The organism is Collinsella aerofaciens, from assembly GCF_015553355.1.
Lineage (GTDB): Bacteria > Actinomycetota > Coriobacteriia > Coriobacteriales > Coriobacteriaceae > Collinsella > Collinsella aerofaciens_V.
Map to the genome: position 1 here is coordinate 102,716 of NZ_JADNGN010000002.1, position 24,573 is coordinate 127,288.

The following is a 24,573-nucleotide window of genomic DNA, read 5'->3' on the forward strand; positions in this document are numbered from 1 at the left end:
AGATTGCAAAAGTGTAACGCTTGCAACCCCCGTATTGGTTCAATTTGGCCAACCTTAGTCAATTGCATTAAGCGCGTCGATCTGCGCAAGCCACAGTCGCGAGCTGGCGTCACTCGGCATACGCCAATCGCCGCGCGGGCTGAGCGTCACCGAGCCCACCTTGGGACCATCGGGCAGGCAGCTGCGCTTAAACTGCTGGGCAAAGAAGCGACGGTAGAACGTACGTAGCCACGTGTGGACGGTCTTGGCGTCGTAGACGCCCTCGAAGCTCTTGAGCGCCATGCGGTAGATCTTGCCCGGCTCAAAGCCAAAACGCAGCAGGTAGTAGAGGAAGTAGTCGTGCAGCTCGTACGGGCCCACCAAATCCTCAGTCTTCTGCGCAATCTCGCCGTCGCCCGTGGGCGGCAGAAGCTCGGGGGACACCGGCGTGTCGAGGATATCGAGCAAAACCTCGGCAATACGCCCGCCAAAGACATCAGCCGCATAACGCACCAGATGGCGCACAAGCGTCTTGGGCACGCTCGCGTTGACGGCGTACATGCTCATGTGGTCGCCGTTATAGGTAGCCCAGCCGAGCGCCAGCTCCGACAGGTCGCCCGTGCCAATGACAAAACCGCCAGCCTGGTTGGCCAGATCCATCAGGATCTGCGTACGCTCGCGGGCCTGGCTGTTCTCGTAGGTCACGTCTTGGACGGCCGGATCGTGCTCAATGTCCTTGAAGTGCTGCTCCACAGCCGCATGGATCGAAACCTCGCGGAAGCTCACACCCAGGTCGCGAGCGAGCGACTCGGCGTTCGACTTGGTGCGATGCGTCGTGCCAAAGCCGGGCATGGACACGGCCGTGATACCGGTGCGCGGCAGCCCCAGTGCATCGAAGGCACGCACGGTCACAAGCAGTGCCAGCGTGGAGTCCAGGCCGCCCGAAAGGCCGATGACGGCCGCCTTGGTGCCCGTATGGGCAAGGCGGGTCTTGAGGCCGGCGGTCTGCAGGTCGAGGATGGTCTCGCAACGCTCGGCCAGGTCGCCGTGGTCGGCCGGCACAAAGGGCGCACGGGGGAAGACACGGTCAATGTCGAGTGCATCGCGCAGAACAGGCTCTTTGGCCAGCACGCCCTCAAACGAAAACTCAACGGTCGTGGCCTCCGGCGCATCGTCCGCGCGCGTCCACGTCGTCGAGCGACGGCGCTCGGCAACCAGGCGGTCAAGGTCAACGTCGGCGACGGCCATATCGCAAGTGAGGAGCTTCGTCGCCGCCAGCTTAGAGCCGTTTTCGTAGACGAGGTTCTCGCCCGCAAAGACCATGTCGGTCGTGGACTCGCCCTCGCTCGCATCTGCATAGGCATAGGCACAGTACAGGCGCGCACTCTGATTGGAGATGAGACTGCGGCGATAGTCTGCCTTACCGATAATCTCGTCCGAAGCCGACGGGTTGAGAATCGCCGTCGCACCGGCAAGCGCCATCTCGGTCGAAGGGGGCGCCGGCACCCACAGATCCTCGCAGACCTCAACGCCCAGCACCATATCCTCGGCACCCTCATCACAGCAGCGGTAGACAAGCCCCGAACCCAGCGGAACCGGACCCTGACCGGCAAATTCAACCCACACGGGATCTGTGGGCGCCGGAGCAAACCAGCGGCGCTCGTAGAACTCGCCATAGTTGGGCAGATACTTCTTGGCCGTGAGGCCCAAAAGCTCACCCGCGCAGCACACGGCGGCGCAGTTGTAGATATTCTCGGCAACTGCAACGGGAAGACCGATGGTAAAGACAATCGGCAGCTCACGAGTCACATCGAGGATATGCACCAAAGCAGCCTCGCAGGCATGCAGTAATGTGCGGTTATGGAACAGATCGGCCGCGGTATAGCCGCACAAGTTAAGCTCGGGCAGCACCAGAGCACGAACGCCGCGCTCGGCAGCCTCGCGAACAGCCGCCAACGCAACCTCGGCATTGCCCTCGACATCGGCAACGCGAATCTGCGGCGACGCCGCCGCCACACGCAAAAAGCCATCGTTCTTATTAGCCGAAACGCAGCATTGCCTTGTTGATCTGGACACTGGAGGCCCCTTCTACCCTGAGATTCAGTCTAACGAACGTTCACATACCTCTAACTAGCCAAAGCAACCTCCCAGTTTACTGAGAGGCCAACCTGTGCTAAGAGCATGTATTTCAAAAATATCTTTAATTAAAAAAGGAGAAATCGATAATCGACTTCTCCTTTAAGCGAGGCGAGTAAATTCCGAAACTAATGGCAGAATTTATCCATGTAGTCCTCAAAGTCGAACACTTCTACCACGACGCCCTCTTCCTGAAACTCTTTCAGTTGCTCCAAGAGATCTTTGTTAATAACGTCCATGCAGAAACCTCCTCTATCTAATCAATTGTAGTATATCTGCTTTCATGCAATTATCAACCAACTTGTTTAATTGCTCCTCGTTTGCCGATAGTCCCTCTTTTTTCAAAATGTCGCGCACCTCGTTCTTAGTAATCGGCTTTTCAAACAACGAAAGCAAAGCGAACGAAAAATCATTAACCGCACACATTCTATGGGTGGCACAACTCAGCAGTACTCTTAACCCCTCTTTTGAGCGTCCGACTTCTTTCACAAACGAACTTTTAACCAATTGAAAACCATTATCGTGCATTACATAATCGGCATCGATATTTGTATTCAGCAATCCATAATGCAACAGTTCTTCTATCGCCCTTGTCAGCTCGAGATCGCCCTGATCAAGGATAAGAGAAATGCTACAATCAGCCTCCAATAAACGGGCCAACTTAAGGTATACCAACTGGGAAACAGCATAGACATGATGGTATTCAGAATTATAGAAGTAGGCAAATGGCTCAACGAGCACGACAGAGGTCTTGGAATCCAGCCAGATTCGATCAGCTGGATTTAGACTAGTTAGCCGTCGCTTTACTTTGGTCAAATGTCCCTTATACCTGACAGCGTGAATAGAATCTAGGATCCAGGTCACCTCTGAAATATGAAGCCGCTGGGGCAAGTCAATTGTGTCGCTACCGTTTATGACCTCTTGCATATAAAAATCAATATGATGCTCATCAGATAAGGATTTTGCTTCATTTAAAGTTAAACCAGTGCCTGAAACATAATCCACTTCGAGGCGCAAATCCTCATATTGGGACTTCGGCATTACAGAGACACCATACTTATCGGGATGATTCCAAACATCCGACCCCATAACGAGACCAAAATTCGTAAATCCTCTCGTGGAATATGGAACACCACATACCTGTTTTGAATAATTCAAAACATTCTCTGTATAAGCTAAGGTGTTCAGAGCCTCTTCTTTAGTTTCGGTCGGAAAGCCAATCATAAAGAATAGATGAACAGGAATACCCGCATTGAGACAATCATGGATATTGCGATCAATCCAATCAACTCTCGTGTTCTTCTTCATTAGATCAAGAACTCTTTGGTTGTATGACTCGAGGCCAAACTGAATCTGCCTACATCCACTTTGGTATATCTTGTTGAAAACGTCTGTACTTAGGGTTGGAGAGAACCTCGTTTCTCCATGCCAGAAAAACGTTTTTCCCGATGCGTTTATTTCATCCGCGAGTTGCTCCATTCTTTTGCCTTCGAATGTTTCATCCACAAAAGAGAAAACTCTCGTGCCGTATTTTTCATTTAACCGACACATTATTTCAAATACTCTCGATATGGGCATCTTTCGGTAACAACCACCGGTAGCACCGGGAATGGTTCAGAAGGCGCAATGATTAAAACACTGCCTAGAGGAATAAACCGGCAATATTAACTCAGGCATGAAGTATTTAGAAAGGGCGAAGCCATCGAAATCGGGAACTGTATCGTTGATAAATGTTTGCTCAATCCGATGGTTTTTATATATCTTTCCACCTTTAGCATGGCAAAGGTTTGGAACACAGTCGAGATTGTCATCACCAGAGTCAAGAGCCTCAAGAAGACGTGCAAGCGGCTCTTCGCCGTCATACATCATTATCGAATCAATGTATTCAAAAAAGGGATGCCATTCTTTCATGCAGTCATCTGCTAAACGAGTAATGTAATTGCCGCCCAATGAGACGTGTTTAACAGATGGACATTCTTCTTTAATCAGTTTCGCTAACGTAACTGCAGAAATCAATTGGAAACAGCCGCTCACCGAAATCCCAATAAACTCGATTTTTTCCCTCTGAATACGCTTAAGAAAGGCAGTTTCATAGAAGGAAATAAACGGATTATGCAAGGTATCCGCAAGCGATTTCATTATTTCTGGTGTCGAATAATAATCATAGGGCAGATCTATGGAGTTGAACGTGTATTTAACTCCATATGAGACGTGATTTATGATATAGAGTGCATTTCTAAAAATGTTTTCAGCATATTGTCTTTCTTTTAGATTAAAGTATCTCTTTGATCTGAAAATATCTTTTGCTTCGTCAACATTAAGTGCTGACTTTTGTATCAACTCGATTGTTAATTGAACATTCGAACTAAACGAATCCTTTGATTCCCGATACCTTTTACAGCACTCTTCGACATGCCTAAAAGATAGGAGGTCATCGTAAAATTCCACGTTTAAGTCAACAATGTCAACTTTGTATTGTTCAACCTCTTGAAGATATGACTTCAAAACAGGCAAGGCAAGATACGGCCCCACTGGACTCCATCCTGGGGGAAATACTAAAAGCGTTTTAGGCATATCAACGTCACATCTTTCGCAAATAATTCAATTGAAACACAACTACCATCATAATTGAAAATACACCAAGTCCTGTAACGAGAATTGAGAACATCGCGATGCTCGTGAACAGCGAAACAAGGAGTGTTGAAATAACAACAGCAACCGATTGCAAAGACTCCCTAATTGAAAACAGGCTTATCGATTCAGATCCGTCTCTCGCCAAATCCTGCAGCGATGTTATGAGAAGCACATCTTGAATGGCGTTTCCGGCACCGACGATAAAAAGGAAAATAAACGATATCCCAGACGCATAGCGATAGCCAAACGCCAGATACGCACCGAGCGCAAGATACGTCACAAAACAATATGATTTAACGCAATCGGAACCACTGATTAAACGACCATATATTGTATTTCCGAACAACAGTCCGATTGTAAGACTACTCTGAAGGAATCCGTATTGTATCGATGACGAGTCAAATTGCAATTGCGCTATAGCTGGCAAAAGAGAATTCAGAGAGCCGAATGCCACGCCACTAGAAATATCGATTAATAGGAAACCAATTGCCAAGTGCTTCGCGCTAAGATCACTAAATGCAGTCCTGTTTTTTTCATTTTTGCTTATCCCCTCTTTATCATTAACCTCGATAACCGACGGAACATCTCGCAGCAACCAGAACGACGCGGCAAAAGAAAGCGCGTCTAATGCAAGAACAGCCTCCGCCCCAAATTGAGCGACAACAAAACCGCCGGCAACTGGCCCCAGAACCATCATCAAATTCTGCAGAAACCCAAACGAATTATTAATTACGTCGCGATTGATACTATTCGTATTGGCTCTTAACAACGAGTAAAAGCAGGGCATTTCAACCGTTCGGCAAAGCGATACCGCGCACGTAATAGCAAACATACTCCATTTACTATCAACAAAAATATAGCAAACGAATAATCCCGCGCGAATTAAGTCTGCCAATCTCATGGCCTGCAGTGTCCCGATACCCATCTTCTGAGGCAGCTGCGCGAGCGCAACTGAAAACAGAGAGGGGGCAAATCTGCAGCAGACCATCAAAGCAGTTGCAGAAACATCGTGAGTTACCTCGTAAATCAGCATTGGCAAAGCAATATTCGCACACCAATTGCCTATTTCGCTTATCCCTCTAGCAATATATAGGACCCGAACCGGATGGCTAGCTCTCAATACCGTGAACATCACGATTAACCTCGTATTTCAGGCCTCGTTCATCCCTTAATAGGAATCCATAATCAACCAAGTACCGCCTCAACACGGCATAATCAGGATAGAGCTGTGACAGCACACGATTAACCTGAAGCTCCGTATAACTTGTATTTAATTCAAAGAAAGAGACGGCCCATAGCAGCATGATTCTTTTATAGCTTTCCTTTTTTGGAATTGAAACCAGCTCGCCATTCTTGAGAAATCGTTTTTTAAAGTCTATTAGCTCATCCATTCACATCCTCCATTTCATACGCATCTAATACTAAAAATGCATACGCTTTAGGTCATCTCATTCGGCTTCTATATTCGAACTAAACTCGAACTAATCTAAATGATTTGCTCAAACACTCTTCGAAAGCTCGTTTTTCACTCTGAGTAAAATGCCCTTCCCAGTCAGTCCACGAACAGGAAGGCAACTCACAACGAGCGGAGTCGAAGCCCTCTGCCGTCGGTCGTTCAAAATGCACGATAACCTTTTCGATATCCCCATCTGTTATCAGGTCAGAATGAACGACCTCGGTACCGTCTTCGAATGTCATATATGGGTACATCACGTAAACCACCTCGCAATCGTAAATCCAGTTTAGCATCAAGCTATTGCACCAAAGACAGCAAGCCCCCCTTGATGAGTTGATGGTATCTGTTAAATGTCACGTACGATTCACATCTGGTGGGTACCCTGATGGCTACACGAAACGAAGCAGATTTACACCGGGAGGACCCCGTATGACAACCAAGTACACCGACGCGCCGCGCACGCGCGTCATGACGCCGGCATCGCTCAACAACGGCGTACACGAGAACCATTCCATTGGACAGACCATGGCCATCGCGCCCAAAAAGGGCCTGTTCGACGACATTTCCATTCCCCAGATCATCGCCGGCGCCGCAGCTGCCGCCACGAGCGTGGCGCTTGCTTCAAAGATCGGCATTGCCGGCTCGGTGATTGGTGCCGCTGTGAGCTCAGTCATCACTGTTGTGTCCTCGCAGGTCTATCGCCACTTTATCTCCGCCAGCGCCGAAGCAATCAAGGGCACGCATGCCGCTGTCGACTACCCTGCCGGCGCCTACGAGCCCGTTGAGCCCGATGTCGAGGAGCACCTAGGTGGCGCCGCGACCACGCAGGAGATGCGCCAGGTTGCGGGACGCGCGACCACGGCGCGCGTCGCCCCCAACAGCCTGCGCGCCAAGGCGGCGGCAGAGCGCAGCCAGACACAAAAGAAGGTCATCGTCTTCTCGATCGCCATCGCCATCGTCGCGGTCATCGCCTGCGCCGGCGCCATCCTTATCACCACTGCCGGTGAGGGTCTGGGCGAGCGTCCCGAGCCAATCCTTTCGTCGCGCACGACCGAGCACGACGCGGATAACACCGGTCAATCGCAAAGCCAGCAGGACGACTCGCAGGGCGCCTCCGCATCCACCGACTCGTCCTCGAACACCCCCGATCAGTCGCAGAGCGCTGATTCCTCTGCGAACAGCGGCGGCACGCAATCCAGCACGACCGACTCAAGCCAAACGACTGACGGCTCTCAACCGAGCACAGGCGACCAGACGAGCGGCAATGCATCGGGCACGGGATCTACCGACAATAGCAACACCAACAGCTCGAGCGGAACCGCTTCCGGCACGGCATCAGACAGCTCGAGCCAAGACACGGCATCGGGCAACTAAGCACGTTTGCCCCTCATAGATAACCGACCTGCATAACGGGCGCGAACCGGCAACGGTCGCGCCCGTTTGCCTTGGGCGACGAGATGGCAAGCCCCGCGCGATGGTAAGATGCTTTGGTGTGTAAAGAGGAGATTTGCCATGAGCAAGACAATAGTTAAGCCCACGCTATCGCTGGGCAACCACATCTATCTGTATCGCCTGCTGCGCGACGCGATTGGGTGCGGCAAGCAAACGTTTATGACGCAGGTCGAGGAGGCACTCGCCGCTGGTGACATGGTCGCATATGACCTGGGCTTTGAGTCCACGCGCGAGCTGCTCGAGGAGCTCGACGACTGCATTAAGCTGACTGTCTTTAAGGGCGGTCGCCTGTATGCCACCGTCATCGCCAACGAGGCTTGGGATGCCGCCCTTGCCAAAGGCGAGGACAAGCCCAAGACCGCCAAGGGCGCCAAGCAGTCCTACAAAAAGAAAAAGCGCGGTGAGAAGGACCTCAAGGCCGTGCGCCCCAAGCACGTTAAGCGTCCCGAGCCCGAAGCCATGGTTGAAGCCGCGCCGGAACCCGAGCCCGAGACAGAGATCGAAGTCGCTATTGAGGTAACGGCAGAAGCCGAAACCGAAATCGCCGCCACGACCGATCCCAAAGTCATATCCGAGCAGGAAGCCACTGTGGAGCTCAACGAAGCGCCCAAGTCGACAACCGAAGAAGCCGCTGACCAACCCGAGCCGCCTGCGTTCCAAAACAGCGATGTCTTTGGCGACGAGGCCGAGGACGATCAGTCCGACGAGCCCACAGATCAAGACGCTACCGAGTCGGCGCCGGAACCCGAGACGCCGCAGCCCGCCATCTCGCTCACGGTCGTCTATGACCCCGAGAATGCCAATGCCGGCATCACCACCATGGCATCCACGCCCATCGAGGCAAAGTCGAGCGTCGAGAATGAGAGCGCGACGCAGGTTGAGGTTGAAACTGAAGCTGCAGACGCGCCCGTCACCGTGAAGCCCGCAGATTCCACAATCAAGCCGAAGACGACGCTGGAGTTCGCACCCGTCATCGAATCCGTGCCCGCCTCTGCTTGCGACCAAATTCCCGCACCGGCACCGGCTTCGGTACTCGCAGAGGCCCCAACCCCCGCACCCGTAGCGCCCGCCATCCCCGAGGACTTCCCCGTCGATTTCGCAACCGAGGTCTTCTGCCCCGGCCCGCTTCTGCACCAGCTGTCGACCTATCTCCCCTACGGCGCCGATACCCTCGGCATTGTCGGCGAGTACTACTGGATCGCCCGCGAGCGCGGTACCATCGAGGCCGCGCGAAACCGCGCAAGCTTCCCCCTGCGCTACACGCAGGCCGGCGAGCGCCGCGAGGTTGCCGTGCGCATCCGCCGCAATACCACCGGTGGCCTCGGATCCACCTGGGCCATCGATAAAGTCGAAGAACCCGAGCAGTAACGACAAACGACTCAAATCCAAATCAGGATTTGAGCCGTTTTTATTTGTTGATGTTGCGTAACCAACAGCGAGCGGGCCGCAAGTGCCCCAGGTTGCCGTGAAAGAGGAGCGACGCGTACTTCGGTACGCGAGCGACGGCTTGAACGGCAAGATGGGGTGCTTGCGGCCCGCGCAGCGTCGAGCAGTTACGCGGTTTGGAAAACCGCGTAACGATCTAGTCGCGCGTCAGCTTACGGTGAATACGATGCGGCTGGGCTGCGTCCTCGCCAAGGCGCTCGATGCGGTTGGCCTGATAGGCCTCGAAGTTGCCCTCAAACCAATACCAGTTGCCCGGATTCTCGTCGGTGCCCTCCCACGCTAGAATGTGCGTGGCGACGCGGTCCAGGAACATACGGTCGTGGCTAATGACCACCGAGCAGCCCGGGAACTCGAGCAGCGCCGCTTCGAGCGAGGACAGCGTCTCGACGTCGAGGTCATTCGTGGGCTCGTCGAGAAGCAGCAGGTTGCCGCCCTGCTTGAGCGTAAGCGCCAAGTTCAGACGGTTGCGCTCGCCACCGGAGAGTACGCCGGCGCGCTTCTGCTGGTCCTGGCCTTTAAAGCCAAAGCTCGCCACATAAGCACGGCTCGGAACCTCGGTCTCACCGACCATCATGTGGTCCAGGCCATCCGAGACGACCTCCCACAGGTTCTTATCGGGGTCGATGCCGGAACGGTTCTGATCGACATAGGAGATCTTGACGGTCTCGCCCACCTCGAGCTCGCCCGAAGTCAGCGGCTCCAGGCCCACGATGGTCTTGAACAGCGTGGTTTTGCCCACACCGTTGGGGCCGATGACACCCACGATACCGTTGCGCGGCAGGGTGAACGATAGGTCGTCGATGAGCACACGGCCATCGAACTCCTTGTGCAGGTGATGAGCCTCGAGCACCTTGTTGCCCAGACGCGGGCCCACGGGGATGCGGATGTCGGTCCAGTCGAGCTTCTGGCTTGCGCGGGCCTCGGCCTCCATCTCCTCGTAACGAGCCAGACGGGCCTTGTTCTTGGCCTGGCGAGCCTTGGGCGAGCTGCGTACCCACTCGAGCTCGGCCTCCATGCGCTTGGCGAGCTTGGCGTCGCGGTTGCCCTGCGCCTCGATACGGGCGGCCTTGGTCTCCAGATACGTGGAGTAGTTGCCCTTGTAGGGATAAAGGTGACCGCGGTCTACCTCGCAGATCCACTCGGCAACGTTATCCAGGAAGTAGCGATCGTGCGTGACGGCAAGCACCGCGCCCTGGTAGTTGTGCAGGAAGTGCTCGAGCCACAGGATCGATTCGGCGTCCAGGTGGTTCGTGGGCTCGTCGAGCAGCAGCAGGTCGGGAGCCTCGAGCAGCAGCTTGCACAGGGCCACGCGACGGCGCTCGCCGCCGGAAAGCACGTTGACCGGCATGTCGGAATCGGGCAGCTGCAGGGCGTCCATGGCCTGGCCGAGCTTGGAATCGATATCCCAGCCGTCGGCGGCGTCGATCTCGTCCTGGAGCTTGCCCATCTCGGCCATGAGGGCGTCCATGTCGCAATCCGGGTCGCACATCTCCTCGCCGATCTTGTTGAAGCGATCGACCTTGGCAATCATGTCGCCAAACGCCATGCGCACGTTCTCGATGACGGTCTTGTCATCGTCGAGCGGCGGCTCCTGCTGCAGGATGCCCACGGTGTAGCCGGGAGTGAGCCTGGCATCGCCGTTGGAGACCTCCTCGATGCCGGCCATAATCTTGAGCAGGGTCGACTTGCCCATACCGTTGGGGCCCACGACGCCGATCTTGGCACCGGGGTAGAAGCTCAGGGTCACGTCGTCAAGGATCACCTTGTCGCCATGGGCCTTGCGAGCCTGATACATCTGGTAGATAAACTCTGCCATTTGCCTGTTCTATCCTTTCTACCTGCTGTTTCCCTATTCTTGATTCGCTTTAGTGGAAACGAAATGAGGGAACCAGCTCTGAAACGTAACGAAAAAGGGGCATGGTTGCCCACACCCCCTAATACTACCTGGGAAAAGTCCCCCGGAACATACTATGAACTGCGTACGCTAGTTTTCCGCAACCTTAACGAGCGGCTCGCTGCGATTTGCGCCACAACAGATACGAGTAGACGTAAACGGCTCCAACCGAACCAAACGCCAGAGCCGCAATCACCGCGGCGACGACTTCACTCGAAAGCACGCTGCCTGCCACGCCCATCACAATCAGGCCAATACCCAGCACCATAAAGCAGGCGCCGCCAAAACGCTGCGTACGGCGCCAGTTCTCGGGATCGGCAAGCGCCCAGGGTGTCTTGATACCGAGCGTATAGTTCTGCTTCACACGCGGCAAGTAGTTGCCTACGCCGATGAACAGCAAACCGACAACACCGGAAATCAGCACGTTGACCGAACCGACCGCCGGCACCACGCCCCAGACCGTAAGCTCTCCCAGCCAGCTTATGGCGCACATGAACAAGGTGAAGGCGATTACGAAGCCCTGGTAGAACTTGCCCGAGGTTCGATATGCCTCACCTTTGGGGTCGATGCGCGGCACCACGCAGAACATTGCGAGAAGCGCCAGAGGCAGCGCGCCGAGCGCGGAGGCCATCCAGCTAGGACCCCAACCGTCGACGGCGCCGTTCGCGCCCCAGTGCGTGGGAATCTGCGCAGGCAAGCTCGGCATCACCATGAGGTGCGCTACGACATTGGCGGCGCACAGAGCGACCAGCGCAATCCACACGCGCGACGATACCCCCGTGGGGTGAATGCCCTTGTTTTCGTTATTCATCCTTATCACCTTCAGTGTTTGTAAAGCCCATAAACCAGCCAATTAAATCCTGAATGACGGTGGTGTTTAAGCTGTATACGATGTTTTGGCCATGGCGCTCGTCGGTCACCAACCCGGCATTTTTGAGCGTCGCCAAGTGATGGCTTAGCGACGGCTTACTGATATCGAAATGCTCGGCAAGCTCCCCCGCCGTGCAATTGCCCTCGCGCAGCAACTCCAAAATGCGCCGTCGCGTTGGATCGGCAAGCGCCTTAAAACCCTCTCCCGGCATAAGACCTCCTCTCATCATCTCTCATGACGCGCACACTATACTCGATATTTAGATGTTTGTCTAACTGTCTAATCGCAATGCTTCAAACCACATCAAAGCAAACGCCATCGCAACCTATGGGCGATTACCTATAATGGCGATAGCTAAAACACGACCTGCTTCCCCATCGGAGGATATTTATGACCGAAACCGCAGCCCCCATCGAGACACGCGACACCAAGCTTGAGATCATCATGGGCCGCGAGGCACTCGATAAGCTCGCCAACGCCACGGTGCTGGTGCTCGGCTGCGGAGGCGTGGGCTCCAACTGCTGCGAGGCACTCGCCCGCGGCGGCATCGGTCATTTCGTCATTCTGGACAAGGACATCATCGCGCCCAGCAATATCAATCGCCAGGCCATCGCCTTTCACAGCACCATCGGCAAGCGCAAAGTGGACGTGATGGATGCCATGATTCGCGATATCAATCCCGCCGCCACCGTTATCAAGCGCACCGAATACCTGCTGAGCGACAACATCGACGAGTTCTTCGCGAGCGTTTTGGAGCAGACGGACGGCAAGCTCGACTACGTCGTCGACGCCATCGACACCATCTCGGCCAAGCTCACCATTGCCAAATATGCTCAGGACCACGACATTCGTTTGGTTAGCTCCATGGGCGGGGCCAACAAGCTCCATCCCGAGTGCCTCCGCTTTGCCGACATTTTCGATACGGTACGTGACCCCATGAGCCGCATCATGCGCAAAGAATGTAAGAAGCGCGGAATCAAGAGTCTGCACGTGCTGTTTAGCTGCGAGGAATCGGTTAAGACCCAACCCCGCGACCCGTCCAACATCCATGAGCGTACCGAGTTGGGTACCGCCAGCTTTATGCCGCCCATCATGGGTCAGATGATTGCCGGCGAGGTCATCCGCCAGATCAGCGGGCGCGGCACCGAGCGCGTACGCGCCGACGGCCAACGCCTGGACTAGCAGGATGTCCTGCGATGGAACCGCAATTCTTTGACACGCATTGTCATCTTGATTTGATGCTCGGCCCCGATGCTGCAGCCAGTGAGTCGGCGGCGTCGGGTCTGGGGCTCTTTGACTGCGGGGTCGACCCACGCGACTTTTCGGCCGCAAACGAGCGCGCCCGTCGCCTACCAGGCATCATCGCTGGCGTTGGGCTCCACCCCTGGTGGCTCGCCGACGGCCGCTGCGGTCCTGCCGAAGTCGATCTGCTTTGCGAAGTTGCCGCCCAAGAGCGCTACATCGGCGAGGTGGGACTCGACTTTTCCGCACGCTTTGCCGGAAGTGAGCCGCTACAAATACAGGCATTTGACCGGCTCTGCGATACACTCGTGCAGCATCCTCTTACCGGGCGCGTGATATCAATTCACGCCGTTCGTTCGGCAGGAGCCGTACTGGACGTCCTCGAATCGCATGGACTACTCATCCCAAACCCCGACTCCCCCGTTATCATCTTCCACTGGTTTAGCGGCACTTCGGACGAACTCGTCCGCGCGCGTGATGCGGACTGTTATTTTTCCGTCAACGAACGCATGCTCGCGTCTAAACGAGGACGCGAATACGCACGACAGATTCCACTCGATCGTTTACTGCTCGAGACCGATGCACCAGCGGAGGCAAACACAGAAACAAGCGCGCAGTCGCTCATCAAATCGCTCACAAGGACCTCAGAACGCATCGCCTCGCTCAAAAATTGTGACGCAAAGCGCATCGAGTCGGCAGTTTTAACAAATGCGCACTCCGTTTTTGACCTTCGCTAACCCCTGTGGGCAAAAATGCCAAGGGACATGCGAATCGCACAACGCAGTCCCTATTGGTAGGCAGTACAATTCGGCAGCATTACGCCAATTCGTGCATGAGATCACGGTTGCGTGCATACAATTCGTCAAAGATATGGCGGCGCGACACATATAACTCGTGGGCAGCCATATCGGGCACGATTGTTTGCGCAACGCCAAGGACTTGGGCGAGCTCATCCCACGATGCATAGGCGCCACCTGCGAGAGCTGCCATGATGGCATCACCGAAGCATGCGCCCACCGTAACCTTGGCAACCGAGACCTCGCGCCCGCATACGTCGGCGATAGTCTGCATCCAAACTGGATTCTTGGTTCCACCTCCGACAAGCATAATGCGCCCAATTGGCAGTCCATGCTCTCGCTCGATAATGTCGACATGGGATGCAACGGTATATGCGACGCCTTCCAAGGCGGCGCGAACCATATGGGCTCGCGTATGCCTTCCGGTCAGGCCAAAGAAGACGCCACGCGCCTCGGGATCGTTGAGCGGAGTACGCTCCCCCGCAAAGTACGGCAGACACAGGAGCCCATCGGCACCCGGCGCCACATCGGCGGCATCATGCGCCATAACCGAATAGGCATCGGGACCACCGTGACCCTCGGCCTCTACGGCGTCGCGATACAGCTCTTGGCGTAGCCACGATGTGAGTGCGCCCGCCGTATTGGTCCCCGCGCAGATCCCGTAAGTTCCGGGAATGATAAACGTCCCCGGCCACAGGCGGGCATCATCGATCATATGATCGGCTAGGTAGATGAAATACGCAGTACTCCCCAACTGAACCATCATATCGCCGGGACGGAATACACCCGTCGAAATGGCCTCGGCACCAGAGTCGCCCGTTCCCACTAAGACAGGTGTCCCTGCCGCGAGCCCCGTCGCCTCTGCCGCACGCCGCGTAATCACCCCGGCAATATCGGTAGCCGACATTACCTCCGCCATCTGGTCAGGCCGGCAGAAACGAGCACATTCCCGAGCATCAACCTTCCAGGTGTAGCGGTCGTATAGGGGAAGAAAATCCTCCGCCAAATAACGGTCCACCGTAAATCGCCCCGTCAACTTTGCGCACAAAAACGATGACGCCGTCAGGAACTTCGCGGCACGTTCGTGCACATCGGGCATATTCTCCTTAAACCACAAGATCTTGGGAGCAATATCTGACGAACAGGGATCGTGCCCGAAAAGCTCGCGTGCGCGATCTGACCCATATTCGGAAAGAAGCTCGTCAATCTGCGGCTTCGAACGTGCATCGACTCCATACAAAATCGCGGGCGCCAGCGCGTTGCACTCGGTATCGACCGGCACACAGTCGCAACCCAATGCGGAAAGCCCCACGCATCCGATCTGCGCCGCGTTAACCCCCGATCGCACCACCAGCTCGCGCGACAAGCGGCAAAAATCGCCCCACCAAACTGCCTCCGCATCATGCTGGTACCATCCATCACGCGGGTTGTCCGTCTCGTGTCCACAAGAGGCCTGGCAAACGATGTTGCATCGACCATCGATTAAAACGCCTTTAGAGGCGCTTGTCCCAATATCAATACCCAGATAAAACGCCATAGGTGCCTACTCCCCTCGCGCCGTACGAGCGGCAGCCATAAAACGAACTACCCGCTCGACATCAACCGGGGCATCCAGCTTTCCGTCGCGCTTTAAGCACGTGCCGACAAACGCGCCATCGTAGTGAGCAAATACGTCAGCCACGGTATTTTCGCGACAACCGGTGCCACATACCACAGGCACTTCGCCAACACGCTCGCGGACTTCATCGGCAAGCTCGCCCGAAGCGCTACGACCGGCAGCCGAACCGCCGATGACCATCGCATCCGGAAGGCAATTAAAGAGAAGTGAATCGGCAATGTCCGCAGTCGTGCGGTCGTTGAGATAAACCTCCCCCTCGCTCGTGATGAAGTGAAAAAGCTTGAGGTCGTCCAGGCGCAGCGCCGCCTTGCGACGCATGGTGTGAGCGAAATCTCGGTTAATCAGCCCGAGATCACCGGCCCAGGCACCGCAAAAATTGCAGCGCGTGAACTGCGCGTCGACGGCAGCGCACAGCTCGATTGTGGCATCACCATCGTAAATAGCCTCAGCTCCCCAAGGAGTCGACAGATCATGGGACAGAGCCCCGATTATATAGCCCATCGATGCAAGAGTTGAGGGAGAAACGTGCTGCTCATAGGGCATCGAGAGCTCATTGGTAATCAAAATGCCATCGACACCGCCCTGCTGCAACGCCTCGAGATCGCGCTTGGCGGCTTCCACGACCTGCGACACGCTTCCGCCCGGGTAATACAGTGGATCGCCCGGCAGAGGACGCAGGTGCAGCATTCCGATAACCGGCTTTTCGGTCTTGAACATCGAGGTTAGAAACGACATAACATGCTCCTTCATAGGGTTATTGCAGGAACGTTATTCCCCCAGCACCTCGACGTACACTTTTCGCTTCTGAGGACCGTCAAACTCCGCAAGATAGATGTTCTGGGCACCTCCGCACACGATGTGGCCATCTTGGACGGGAAAGAAGCAACTGTTTCCACAAATCATGCTCTTGATATGCCCACAGGAGTTGTTGCCGGTGGCTCCATAGCTCGGCAGGAAGTGTGCATGCGCATAGGGGGCGTCGAGTGGGGCGATGCGATCAAGCGTCTCCATAAGATCCGTCTCCACGCAGGGCAGCCCCTCGTTTACCACGATTCCACAGGTCGTATGCGACAAAATAATCGCTGCCAAGCCATTGGTCACCGAGCTGCGTTTGATGGCAGCGTGCACGTCTTCGGTAATATCGATGAACTGGTCCGGAGCAGTCGATAGATAGCTCAATGTCTCGAGCGTCACCATGTTTACTCATCCCCTTCAAGAAAACGCAGGGCATTACCCCAGTAGAGCCTTTCTCGCGCATCGTCGCGCATGGGCACGGTATCGAGCGCCCGCTTGAGTTTGAATGCACGGAAGCGCGGCGTATTGCTGGCGAACATCACTTGATGCGATAGCGCGCGCTCATACCACAGCGGCCCCATATCGACCGTGAAAAGACGCTGCATCATCTCCTCGGGCGAATCGATGTAAGTGATAGAGGTGTCCGTGTAGCAGTTGGGATACTTGAGCAGCATCGCCACGGTCTCGCGCACCCAGGGCCAGCCAAAGTGGGTCAAACTAAAGCGCACATTTGGATGCGTTGCGATTGTGTGCTCAAATGCAAGCGGGTTACTGCGCGAGAGCTCTGCGCCAGGCTCCCAAGACATACCGGCATGGAAAACCACCGGCTTGTTATAGCGCTCGCACAGCTCGTAAAGCGGCTCGGCCACAGCATCATCGGGGGCAAAACCCTGCTTTGCCGGATGCAGACAAAGCCCCTTTGCCCCCAACTCGGTAAAGGCGCGCTCCAATTCGTCTGCGGCACCGCTCACCTGCGGATCTACGCTCGCAAATCCCCACAGACGATCGGGGTGCGCGGCAACCAGCATGGCAATCTGGTCATTGGTGCCAAAATGCCCTCCGCATGCCGTGGTTACATCGAGCGGCATGAGCACACTCTTCTGCACGTCGCAGACGTCCATCTCGACTTGAAGCTCATCCCAATCCATGGGGCCCATATGCCCCATACCATATTCTCGTGACCAAAAACCGAATCCATCAGGCTCATCACCCGGCGTACAGATCTCGCCGTAGAGCATAGGATGGACCAACATGTCGATAACCATTTCGTACTCCTTTCCAGGCATTTAACCCTAGTACGGCTCAAACGAACCAATCACTCGGGACGACAGCTCAGCGCCCGCCTTCATACACGCCGGAATATCAAGGCCATCGATCACGCCCTTGGTAAACCCGGCAATATACGAGTCGCCGGCACCCACGGTATTAACGACCTTCTCCGCCGGTACGATCCCGCACTCATAGAAGCGCTCACCGTCATAGGCAATGCTTCCCTTCTCGCCAAGCGTGGCAACCGCAACGCGCGGTCCCAATTCCTGCACGTGGCGTACCCAGTCTCGCAGCTCCGGAGTGTCCTCTTCAAACGACATGAACGCATAGTCTACGTAAGGAAAATGAGCCTCGCATGCATATTCGGGATCCTGGCTGAACACCGAGAAGTCCATAACCACCGTCTTGCCCGCATCATGCCATTCGGGCAGGAGGTCCAAACAATTGCCAAACAGGTCGGTGTGAATGATGTCGTGCTCTAGGATAAACGCCCGGTCGTCTTCATTCGGACGATATGTCTCCATTACGCCATCGATTGCCTCGAGATGCACGCGATCGACGCCGTCTTTCAATGCCATGAGCATCACCGAGGTGTCGCCATCCTCCACCCGCAGATGAGAGATATCAAACCCCTCTGCGGCCAGCGCCTCTCTCATCTTGTCTCCGTACTCGTCCTTGCCGACAACCGACACGGCGGATACCGAAACGCCCATTCGTGCAAGATGGATACCCCAGTCGATGCCGTTACCAGTCGGATAGAACACGCCGATGTTTTGATAGACGTCCGCGCAGCAAAAACCAGCCGCACACGCTTTAATACCCATGGTCTTCTCCAATGCTCAAAAGGGGACCCACCACATGGCGAGCCCCCTTTTCGCGTTTCGCTTATTGTTTTGCATCGGCTGTCCAAGGCCTCATAGCCAGACCGCCGTACGCTTTCTTAAGCTATTCGACGATTGGCGCCCCGTGGCCCCAAGAACCTTCCATACCGCACACGGTCGAGGCAAACCCGGCAGCAAAGTCGAGCGCGCGCTCGATGGCCTCGGCGCCATCCTCGCCGCGCTTGGCGGAATCGAGATAGCACATCAAAAACGAGGTGAGGAACGAGTCGCCCGCCCCCATGGTGTCCTTCATGTCCGTTACCGGTTTAGCCAGTTGGCGGTAATAACGCTCGCCGTCGTAAGCAATGCAGCCCTCGGCGCCCGCCGTAGCCGACACAAAACGCGGACCCAGGCCCTTCACCCATGCCAGACGCTCGCGAATCTCGTCCTCACTCGCGGCATCCGCCGCGCTAAAGAAAGCAAAATCGACGTAGGGCGCAATCTGCTCGTAGTACTCGTCGGTGGAGTCGTCCGAAAAGTCAAAAGAGACCGTGACGCCCGCAGTCTTCAGCTTGGGCAGCTCGCGCTCGGTAAAGCAATAGTTGCCCGAATGAACCACATCGAACTGCTTCATGTACGCAAGATCAAAGCGATCGAGGACATAGCGCGCATCGCCACGGATACCGCCCTCGTTGGAGCCAAGGAAGACACGGTCACCGTCAACGACGGTCACGCGAGCCGCTCCGTTCTCGCCAATCATCTGCTCGCACTTGTCAAGCTCGATACCCTCATCCTCGAGGCTTGCAATGACATGCTCGGCAGCGGCGTCATTGCCAAAAATGCCCATATATGCGGAGCGTGCGGCACCGCATTTCTTGGCATAAACGGCGAAGTTCACCGCGTTGCCGCCAGGATACATGGTGTGGATATGCTCGTAGCGATCGACGACGTTGTCGCCAAATCCGAGCGCGTTAACGTTAAATGCCATGGCCTTTGTCCCTTCTAGTACTCGACGACGCCCATATAGCGGCGGAAATCGGGATCGTGATCAAACACCTTGCCGCGTGCAGCACGCAGCTCGCAGTTCATGGCGTAGAACAGCACCGGGTCCAGATAGGCACGGACGCTCGCCGGCACGGCTTCCATACCGTACTCCTTGGCATCGAGCACCATCAGCGTATCGGTATGCGTCTTAAGGAACGCCAGGGCGCGCTCGTCCATAGCACGGCACTCGCTGGAGCCCATCTGCAGGAAGTAAAAAACGCCATCCTGAGTAGCCTCGAAGGGGCCATGGAAGTACTCGGCAGAGTGGATGTAGCTGCAGTGCTGCCACTGCATCTCCATAAGAGAGCAGATAGCGAAACCGTAGGTCTGGCTAAAGTTGGGACCGCTGCCCAGAATATAGAAGAACTCGTGCTCCTGGCAAAGCTTGGCAAAACGATCGCCCAGCTCGGCATTTACCTTCTCGCGTGCCGGGGGAAGAATTTTATCCATCTCGGCGATACCGGCATACATATCGGCAAGATCGGCGTAGCCCTCCTGCTGATCGAGCAGCTCTGCCGCAAGTGACAGCGAAATGCCAGCGGGGACCTCGGCCTGCGGCACACCCTCGCCCCATGGGTAGACCCACGTGGTCCACTTGCCGGAGTCGATCTTGGATCCAGCGTTGTCGGTCTGGGCGATCACCGTAGCGCCGGCGGCAAGGGCAATCTCGCAGCCCTCGACGACCTCCGGGGTATTGCCACTGTGGCTGCAAGCAATGACCAGGGACTTCTCGCCCAGACGACGCGGACGCATAATGTCGAATTCACGCGCGGTATAGATATGCGAAGTGAAGGTGGTTGCCTCGCGCTGCAGAAGCTCATGAGCCGGGATCAAATCGATCATGGAGCCACCGCAAGCAATCCAGTAGACGCTGTCGAACTTGCCCTTCTCGGCAATTGCCTCTTTGATCAGATCGTGTGCGTTCATATCCAGTTCCTTTCTTGTTTGGCCGCAATCAATGACGTTGGCTGCGTGGCCGATAGTTGTTTTAGTCAATCAGATATTTCTCGAATGCGGCCATGTTCTTGGCATCTGCCGCTGCCGGGTCATCGTAGTAACGACCATCCGTGATTTCCTGGCCCAGCATGCCGTCGAAACCATGGGCGTTGAGTGTGGCGACGAAGGCGTCCATATCGTGCTTGCCATCGCCCCACACCAGATGGCCATACGGGTCGCCGTCGATAAAGTGCATCTCGTGAATTGCCCCATCACCAAAGGCGGCAAACCAGTCCTCGAGCGTCTCGCCTGCAACGCCCATCGCGGTTGTATCAACCATGGGCTGTAAGTACGGACTCGCGACCTCGTCAATCATGCGCTTCGCATCGGAAACCGTCGTCACAAGGTTGCTCTCCTCGGGACGCAGGCTTTCCATCGTAAGCACCAGACCGTGCTCGCCGGCATACTCCGCCAGAATGGACAGGTGCTCGCGGCTGCGCTTCCAGGCTTCCTCGCGGTCCTCGTCCCAGTCGCCCCAGCCCGAGTTGATGGACATACGGTCGCACCCAAGTACCTCGGCAAGTTCAATGCCGTGTTTAAAGTACGCCAGGCTGCGCTGTTCATGCAGCGGCTTGCGTGCGCAGTACTGCCAAGGATAGACAACATTCTCGGGGCACAGAGTACGATACCTAAGCCCACGGTCTGCAGCCTTTTTTGCCAGGACCTCAGCCTCAAAGTAGCCCGTATGGTCGAGCGTCACATGCGGCTCTGCACACCACAGCTCAATGGACTCAAAGCCCAAGCGCTGCTGAACATCAAGGAAGTAATCGAGCGACCACATGATGTAGTGGATATTCATGCCCGCAATCTGCTCGCGGCGCAGCGTCGGTTTGGATTCAGACATCTTATGCCTCCTTATTTCGGTCGAACACGATTTGTCCGTCCGACATCGTCATGTCAACCGCAAGATCACGTGCGTCGCGATAATCGAGGTCGAACACATCCCGATCGAGCACGCAGATATCGGCAAGCTTGCCAACCTCAAGCGTACCCAGCTCGTCTTCGCGCATCAGGTCGTACGCGCCCCCGGCAGTCCAAGCGCACAAGAGCTCGACAAGCGTCAGCGTGTTGACCTCATTCACGGGCAGTCCGTCGTCGAAGTATCCGCCGCACGCACTGTAGATTGACTCGCCCAAGCTCGGAATCAACAGCGGCAAATCCGTGCCACAGCACACTGTGCATCCGGAATCTTCCATGCCGCGGCGATTCCAGCTGTGCAAAAGCCGCGTCTCGCCAATTTGTCGACGCATCATCGACAGGCAATCCTCGTGCCGGTCCAGCGTCAGAATCTGCGGATAGACCTCGCAAATTCCACCTAACTTGCCAAACTCGACAAGATCGGTCGGGTCCGAGTTCTCGAGATCGGTAATCGCATGGCGGCGAAGCATCCGTCCGTGCTCGTCTCGAGGCAGCGAGGCATAGAGCGCCACGGTGCGACGAACGGCGCCATCGCCCTGGCAATGCAAGGAATATCGGAAGCCGTCAGCATCAATTGCACGCAGCTCGCTCTCAATCAGATCCCACTCTGGCTCCTCGACGACCGTCTTGCCGGCAGCGCCCGCATCGGCCGTGTCTTCATAGGGGTCAATCATCTCGGCAAGCCCCGTCCATACACCGCGATCGGTCATACGTTTGAAGCCGGAAAAGCGAACGAACGGTCCCCGGAAGCGCTCTCGTGCCTCGCGGGCATATGCCAGATTTGCACCGGCACCCACCGGCTGCGACATCATAGAGACGCGAACCGTCAGCTCACCAGATTCCTCACGGCGAGCCATTTCGTCGGCAAAGCCGTAGTAGTCATCAAACGCCATCTCCTTGATGGCGGTAACGCCGCGTTCGTTAAGCATGCTCATGTAGTCCGAATACCCTGCACGTACCTCGGGCAGCGCGAGGAAATCGCTCATCATGCGCCAGATCTTCTCGGCATAGCACGCCTGGGGTGTGAAGCCGTATCGCGCACTGGCGGCAGCATTGAGAACACAGGTATCCGCGCCCGGTGTAAAGCAGACGACAGGGATATCGCCAAAACACTCGTCAAACACAGCTGCTGTATTTGCGTTCTCGGTATCCGATGCCAACGTTTCGGGTAGGTTGTGGCCAAAAGCCGCCGCGCAATCCGGATGATCTTCTTTCCATGCACGCAAGAGCGACACGGCCTCTTTGGCATCATCGATGCCGGACAGATCAGACCCCAACGTCCGCAGCGCCCAACCTGTATAGAAGGTATGCACATCGATCAGGCCAGGCATGACAGTGCGGACGCCCAGGTCAACTACCTCGTCCGCCTGGGTCAAATACGAAGCTACCTCACACTTGGTGCCAACAGCCTCAATTCGATTGCCACGGACCGCTACGAAACCTTCAAACGGCAGGTCCCCCGTACCGGTAAAGACGCTCTTAGACGTCAGGACCGTCAAACGATCAGACATCACAACCACCTACACCGGAAGCATGCCAGAGATTGCCGTTACAATCAGGCCAAAGACGACCATGAAAATGAAGAACTTCCAAATGGTCTTCCACCATTGGCCAAACGAAATCTTAGCCACGGCAAGGCCGGCGACCGTCATACCCGCCACGGGGCTGATGGTGTTGATGGTCTGGTTGGCAAACTGGAGCGCGGTGACGGCCGCCTCGGGATTGAGGCCCATGAGCTCGGTCAGGGGGCCCATAACGGGCATGGTGAGCGCCGCCAAGCCAGAACTCGAGGGAACCAGCAAAGAGAGCAGGCCAAGGACGACATACATAAACGTGGTGTAGACGGCGGCGGGTGCACCGGCGAGCGCGGTAGCGAGCGCCTGGAGGATGGTGTCGATAATCATGCCGCCCTCGGCGATGACCAGAATACCGCGAGCGATACCGATAACGACGGCAGCGTACGCAAAGTCGGCGAGACCCTTAACGAACTCCTCTGCGATCGTCTGCTGGTCAAGGCCGCCCAGGATACCGGCAAGCAAGCCCATGCCAAGGAACACGGCGGAAATCTGATTCATGTACCAGCCCTGGGTAACAAGACCCCAGACGATAATGCCCATACCGCAAGCAAAATCGATAAGCACGAGCTTCTGACGGATAGTGAACTCTTCCTCGATGGAGGCATCGGTCACGGAAAACTCAACACGCTTGAGCTTATCGTCCTCGTACACAATGGACGACTCGGGGTTTTTCTTGACGCGCATGGCGTAGCGCATGGCCCATGCGATACCGACGGCAGTGAAGATGACCCAAGAAACGGCGCGCAGCCACAGTTGCGGATTGCCCTCGATGCCAATGATGCCCTGGGCGATCAAAACATTAAACGGGTCGATGGTCGAAGCACAATATCCCAGGTTAGGACCAAGGAAGCAGATGATGAATGCCGTCATCGAGTCATAACCGATACCCATCATGATGGGAATGAAGATGGCATAGAACGGCAGGGCTTCCTCAGACATACCAAACGTAGTGCCGCAAATGGACAGCAATGTCATCGTGATGGGAATGATGAGGATGTCCTTGTTCTTGAGCTTTTTAATCACACGGCTCATGCCGGCATTCAAAGCGTTGGTCTTGGTGATGATCGCGAACGATCCGCCAATCAATAAGACGAACGCAACGACGTCGGCAGCCTCTTGGATGCCCTTGGTGGGCGCTTGCAGAACCGCGAAGATATCCTGGCCCAGATTGATGGTCTCACCGGTCTCGGAATCGGTGTAGTTCTTATCGACCTGTTCATAGGTTCCAGCAACGGCGACTTCACGCTCGCCCGCCGCTGTTGAAATCGTCTTGCGCTGATACTGACCAGAGGGAACGATCCAAGTCAGGACCGCAAAGACAACGATCAGCAAGAACATGATCGTATAGACATGCGGTAATTTGAACTTAAAACGTCTGTTTGTCTTCTTCGCCTTCGTATCTGACATAGATACCTCCAAAGAACTCGAGACTGCATCGCATCTCGCTTCAACGTTTGCACAATGCAAACGTTCTATGACGTCCCATAGATTACCAGCAGCTTTTTCCTTCATCAAGATAATTTCAAACTGATTGCCGCAACGCGGTTGAACCCTTGATTATCGACTTCATCCGAACACCTCCCACATTCATCCGTACATGTACGGATGAATGTGGGAACCCGATACCC

At 55.5% G+C, this 24,573-nt stretch carries 22 protein-coding genes; 4 read left to right on the forward strand and 18 right to left on the reverse strand.

The genetic code is table 11. The features are described 5' to 3' along the window. Positions 1 to 54: 54 nt before the first annotated feature. The 5 genes from I2D57_RS01370 to I2D57_RS01390 all read right to left on the reverse strand — a co-directional run bounded on the left by I2D57_RS01370 (position 55) and on the right by I2D57_RS01390 (position 6,140). Positions 55 to 2,055, reverse strand: coding sequence for an NAD(+) synthase (locus I2D57_RS01370; protein ID WP_195361215.1), 2,001 nt, complete (start codon positions 2,053 to 2,055; stop codon positions 55 to 57). 312 nt (positions 2,056 to 2,367) lie between these two features. After that, on the reverse strand, positions 2,368 to 3,726 hold the full coding sequence (locus tag I2D57_RS01375; RefSeq protein ID WP_324249179.1) for a B12-binding domain-containing radical SAM protein: 1,359 nt from the start codon (positions 3,724 to 3,726) through the stop codon (positions 2,368 to 2,370). Between the two features lie 3 nt (positions 3,727 to 3,729). Continuing rightward, positions 3,730 to 4,689 (reverse strand): radical SAM protein, encoded by a 960-nt coding sequence (locus I2D57_RS01380; RefSeq protein ID WP_195361217.1) that lies wholly within the window; start codon positions 4,687 to 4,689, stop codon positions 3,730 to 3,732. A gap of 7 nt (positions 4,690 to 4,696) precedes the next feature. Then, a complete protein-coding gene (locus I2D57_RS01385) occupies positions 4,697 to 5,881 on the reverse strand; it encodes an MFS transporter (RefSeq protein ID WP_229055561.1) in 1,185 nt (394 codons plus the stop codon). Continuing rightward, the gene (locus tag I2D57_RS01390; protein WP_055251466.1) at positions 5,859 to 6,140 is read right to left on the reverse strand and encodes a DUF2087 domain-containing protein; all 282 of its coding nucleotides are present in this window, start codon (positions 6,138 to 6,140) and stop codon (positions 5,859 to 5,861) included. The genes I2D57_RS01385 and I2D57_RS01390 overlap by 23 nt, the downstream gene beginning before the upstream one ends. A gap of 494 nt (positions 6,141 to 6,634) precedes the next feature. Between I2D57_RS01390 and I2D57_RS01395 the strand changes: the two genes are divergently transcribed. Both I2D57_RS01395 and I2D57_RS01400 read left to right on the forward strand, forming a co-directional pair. After that, positions 6,635 to 7,579 carry a hypothetical protein gene (locus I2D57_RS01395; RefSeq protein ID WP_195361219.1) on the forward strand — a complete coding sequence of 315 codons (945 nt, stop codon included), beginning with the start codon at positions 6,635 to 6,637 and terminating at the stop codon, positions 7,577 to 7,579. Between the two features lie 138 nt (positions 7,580 to 7,717). Beyond that, positions 7,718 to 9,025 (forward strand): hypothetical protein, encoded by a 1,308-nt coding sequence (locus I2D57_RS01400; RefSeq protein ID WP_195361220.1) that lies wholly within the window; start codon positions 7,718 to 7,720, stop codon positions 9,023 to 9,025. A gap of 214 nt (positions 9,026 to 9,239) precedes the next feature. Here I2D57_RS01400 and ettA read toward each other — a convergent pair whose 3' ends face one another. The 3 genes from ettA to I2D57_RS01415 all read right to left on the reverse strand — a co-directional run bounded on the left by ettA (position 9,240) and on the right by I2D57_RS01415 (position 12,079). Continuing rightward, positions 9,240 to 10,919, reverse strand: a complete 1,680-nt coding sequence (gene ettA / locus I2D57_RS01405) for an energy-dependent translational throttle protein EttA (RefSeq protein ID WP_055251458.1) — start codon at positions 10,917 to 10,919, stop codon at positions 9,240 to 9,242. Positions 10,920 to 11,103: 184 nt separating this feature from the next. Beyond that, entirely contained in the window at positions 11,104 to 11,808 is a 705-nt protein-coding gene (locus I2D57_RS01410; protein ID WP_195361221.1) for an SdpI family protein, read from the reverse strand. After that, positions 11,801 to 12,079, reverse strand: coding sequence for an autorepressor SdpR family transcription factor (locus tag I2D57_RS01415; RefSeq protein WP_195361222.1), 279 nt, complete (start codon positions 12,077 to 12,079; stop codon positions 11,801 to 11,803). Before I2D57_RS01415 ends, I2D57_RS01410 begins: the two co-directional genes overlap by 8 nt. 179 nt (positions 12,080 to 12,258) lie before the next feature. On the opposite strand from I2D57_RS01415, the gene I2D57_RS01420 reads away from it, so the two are divergent. Next, positions 12,259 to 13,050, forward strand: coding sequence for a tRNA threonylcarbamoyladenosine dehydratase (locus I2D57_RS01420; protein ID WP_195361223.1), 792 nt, complete (start codon positions 12,259 to 12,261; stop codon positions 13,048 to 13,050). Between the two features lie 14 nt (positions 13,051 to 13,064). Next, a complete protein-coding gene (locus I2D57_RS01425; protein WP_195361224.1) occupies positions 13,065 to 13,847 on the forward strand; it encodes a TatD family hydrolase in 783 nt (260 codons plus the stop codon). Positions 13,848 to 13,926: 79 nt separating this feature from the next. On the opposite strand, the gene I2D57_RS01430 is transcribed toward I2D57_RS01425, so the two are convergent. From I2D57_RS01430 to I2D57_RS01475, 10 genes are all read right to left on the reverse strand, one after another. Next, complete coding sequence (locus tag I2D57_RS01430) at positions 13,927 to 15,444, reverse strand: FGGY-family carbohydrate kinase (RefSeq protein WP_195361225.1); 1,518 nt, start codon at positions 15,442 to 15,444, stop codon at positions 13,927 to 13,929. 6 nt (positions 15,445 to 15,450) lie between these two features. After that, the gene (locus I2D57_RS01435) at positions 15,451 to 16,260 is read right to left on the reverse strand and encodes a BtpA/SgcQ family protein (protein WP_229055554.1); all 810 of its coding nucleotides are present in this window, start codon (positions 16,258 to 16,260) and stop codon (positions 15,451 to 15,453) included. 33 nt (positions 16,261 to 16,293) lie between these two features. Continuing rightward, on the reverse strand, positions 16,294 to 16,722 hold the full coding sequence (locus I2D57_RS01440; RefSeq protein WP_195361227.1) for a secondary thiamine-phosphate synthase enzyme YjbQ: 429 nt from the start codon (positions 16,720 to 16,722) through the stop codon (positions 16,294 to 16,296). 2 nt (positions 16,723 to 16,724) lie between these two features. Beyond that, a complete protein-coding gene (locus tag I2D57_RS01445; RefSeq protein WP_229055555.1) occupies positions 16,725 to 17,585 on the reverse strand; it encodes an amidohydrolase family protein in 861 nt (286 codons plus the stop codon). 27 nt (positions 17,586 to 17,612) lie between these two features. Next, the gene (gene frlD, locus I2D57_RS01450; RefSeq protein WP_195239143.1) at positions 17,613 to 18,413 is read right to left on the reverse strand and encodes a fructoselysine 6-kinase; all 801 of its coding nucleotides are present in this window, start codon (positions 18,411 to 18,413) and stop codon (positions 17,613 to 17,615) included. Between the two features lie 121 nt (positions 18,414 to 18,534). Continuing rightward, positions 18,535 to 19,398, reverse strand: coding sequence for a PfkB family carbohydrate kinase (locus I2D57_RS01455; RefSeq protein WP_195361229.1), 864 nt, complete (start codon positions 19,396 to 19,398; stop codon positions 18,535 to 18,537). Positions 19,399 to 19,412: 14 nt separating this feature from the next. After that, positions 19,413 to 20,381 carry an SIS domain-containing protein gene (locus I2D57_RS01460; RefSeq protein WP_117776440.1) on the reverse strand — a complete coding sequence of 323 codons (969 nt, stop codon included), beginning with the start codon at positions 20,379 to 20,381 and terminating at the stop codon, positions 19,413 to 19,415. A gap of 61 nt (positions 20,382 to 20,442) precedes the next feature. Beyond that, the gene (locus I2D57_RS01465) at positions 20,443 to 21,294 is read right to left on the reverse strand and encodes a sugar phosphate isomerase/epimerase family protein (RefSeq protein ID WP_117745875.1); all 852 of its coding nucleotides are present in this window, start codon (positions 21,292 to 21,294) and stop codon (positions 20,443 to 20,445) included. Position 21,295: 1 nt separating this feature from the next. After that, positions 21,296 to 22,879, reverse strand: a complete 1,584-nt coding sequence (locus I2D57_RS01470) for an amidohydrolase (protein ID WP_195361230.1) — start codon at positions 22,877 to 22,879, stop codon at positions 21,296 to 21,298. A 9-nt stretch (positions 22,880 to 22,888) separates the two neighbouring features. Continuing rightward, positions 22,889 to 24,352: a YfcC family protein gene (locus I2D57_RS01475; RefSeq protein WP_195361231.1), complete on the reverse strand. Its 1,464-nt coding sequence runs from the start codon at positions 24,350 to 24,352 to the stop codon at positions 22,889 to 22,891. Between the last annotated feature and the right edge of the window lie 221 nt (positions 24,353 to 24,573).

Coding starts and splice junctions, on each gene's coding strand:
- I2D57_RS01380 (WP_195361217.1), bottom strand. CDS start 4,689: ATGCCTAAAACGCTTTTAGTATTTCCCCCAGGATGGAGTCCAGTGGGG.
- I2D57_RS01385 (WP_229055561.1), bottom strand. CDS start 5,881: ATGTTCACGGTATTGAGAGCTAGCCATCCGGTTCGGGTCCTATATATT.
- I2D57_RS01390 (WP_055251466.1), bottom strand. CDS start 6,140: ATGGATGAGCTAATAGACTTTAAAAAACGATTTCTCAAGAATGGCGAG.
- I2D57_RS01395 (WP_195361219.1), top strand. CDS start 6,635: ATGACAACCAAGTACACCGACGCGCCGCGCACGCGCGTCATGACGCCG.
- I2D57_RS01400 (WP_195361220.1), top strand. CDS start 7,718: ATGAGCAAGACAATAGTTAAGCCCACGCTATCGCTGGGCAACCACATC.
- ettA (WP_055251458.1), bottom strand. CDS start 10,919: ATGGCAGAGTTTATCTACCAGATGTATCAGGCTCGCAAGGCCCATGGC.
- I2D57_RS01410 (WP_195361221.1), bottom strand. CDS start 11,808: ATGAATAACGAAAACAAGGGCATTCACCCCACGGGGGTATCGTCGCGC.
- I2D57_RS01415 (WP_195361222.1), bottom strand. CDS start 12,079: ATGCCGGGAGAGGGTTTTAAGGCGCTTGCCGATCCAACGCGACGGCGC.
- I2D57_RS01420 (WP_195361223.1), top strand. CDS start 12,259: ATGACCGAAACCGCAGCCCCCATCGAGACACGCGACACCAAGCTTGAG.
- I2D57_RS01425 (WP_195361224.1), top strand. CDS start 13,065: ATGGAACCGCAATTCTTTGACACGCATTGTCATCTTGATTTGATGCTC.
- I2D57_RS01430 (WP_195361225.1), bottom strand. CDS start 15,444: ATGGCGTTTTATCTGGGTATTGATATTGGGACAAGCGCCTCTAAAGGC.
- I2D57_RS01435 (WP_229055554.1), bottom strand. CDS start 16,260: ATGTCGTTTCTAACCTCGATGTTCAAGACCGAAAAGCCGGTTATCGGA.
- I2D57_RS01440 (WP_195361227.1), bottom strand. CDS start 16,722: ATGGTGACGCTCGAGACATTGAGCTATCTATCGACTGCTCCGGACCAG.
- I2D57_RS01445 (WP_229055555.1), bottom strand. CDS start 17,585: ATGGTTATCGACATGTTGGTCCATCCTATGCTCTACGGCGAGATCTGT.
- frlD (WP_195239143.1), bottom strand. CDS start 18,413: ATGGGTATTAAAGCGTGTGCGGCTGGTTTTTGCTGCGCGGACGTCTAT.
- I2D57_RS01455 (WP_195361229.1), bottom strand. CDS start 19,398: ATGGCATTTAACGTTAACGCGCTCGGATTTGGCGACAACGTCGTCGAT.
- I2D57_RS01460 (WP_117776440.1), bottom strand. CDS start 20,381: ATGAACGCACACGATCTGATCAAAGAGGCAATTGCCGAGAAGGGCAAG.
- I2D57_RS01465 (WP_117745875.1), bottom strand. CDS start 21,294: ATGTCTGAATCCAAACCGACGCTGCGCCGCGAGCAGATTGCGGGCATG.
- I2D57_RS01470 (WP_195361230.1), bottom strand. CDS start 22,879: ATGTCTGATCGTTTGACGGTCCTGACGTCTAAGAGCGTCTTTACCGGT.
- I2D57_RS01475 (WP_195361231.1), bottom strand. CDS start 24,352: ATGTCAGATACGAAGGCGAAGAAGACAAACAGACGTTTTAAGTTCAAA.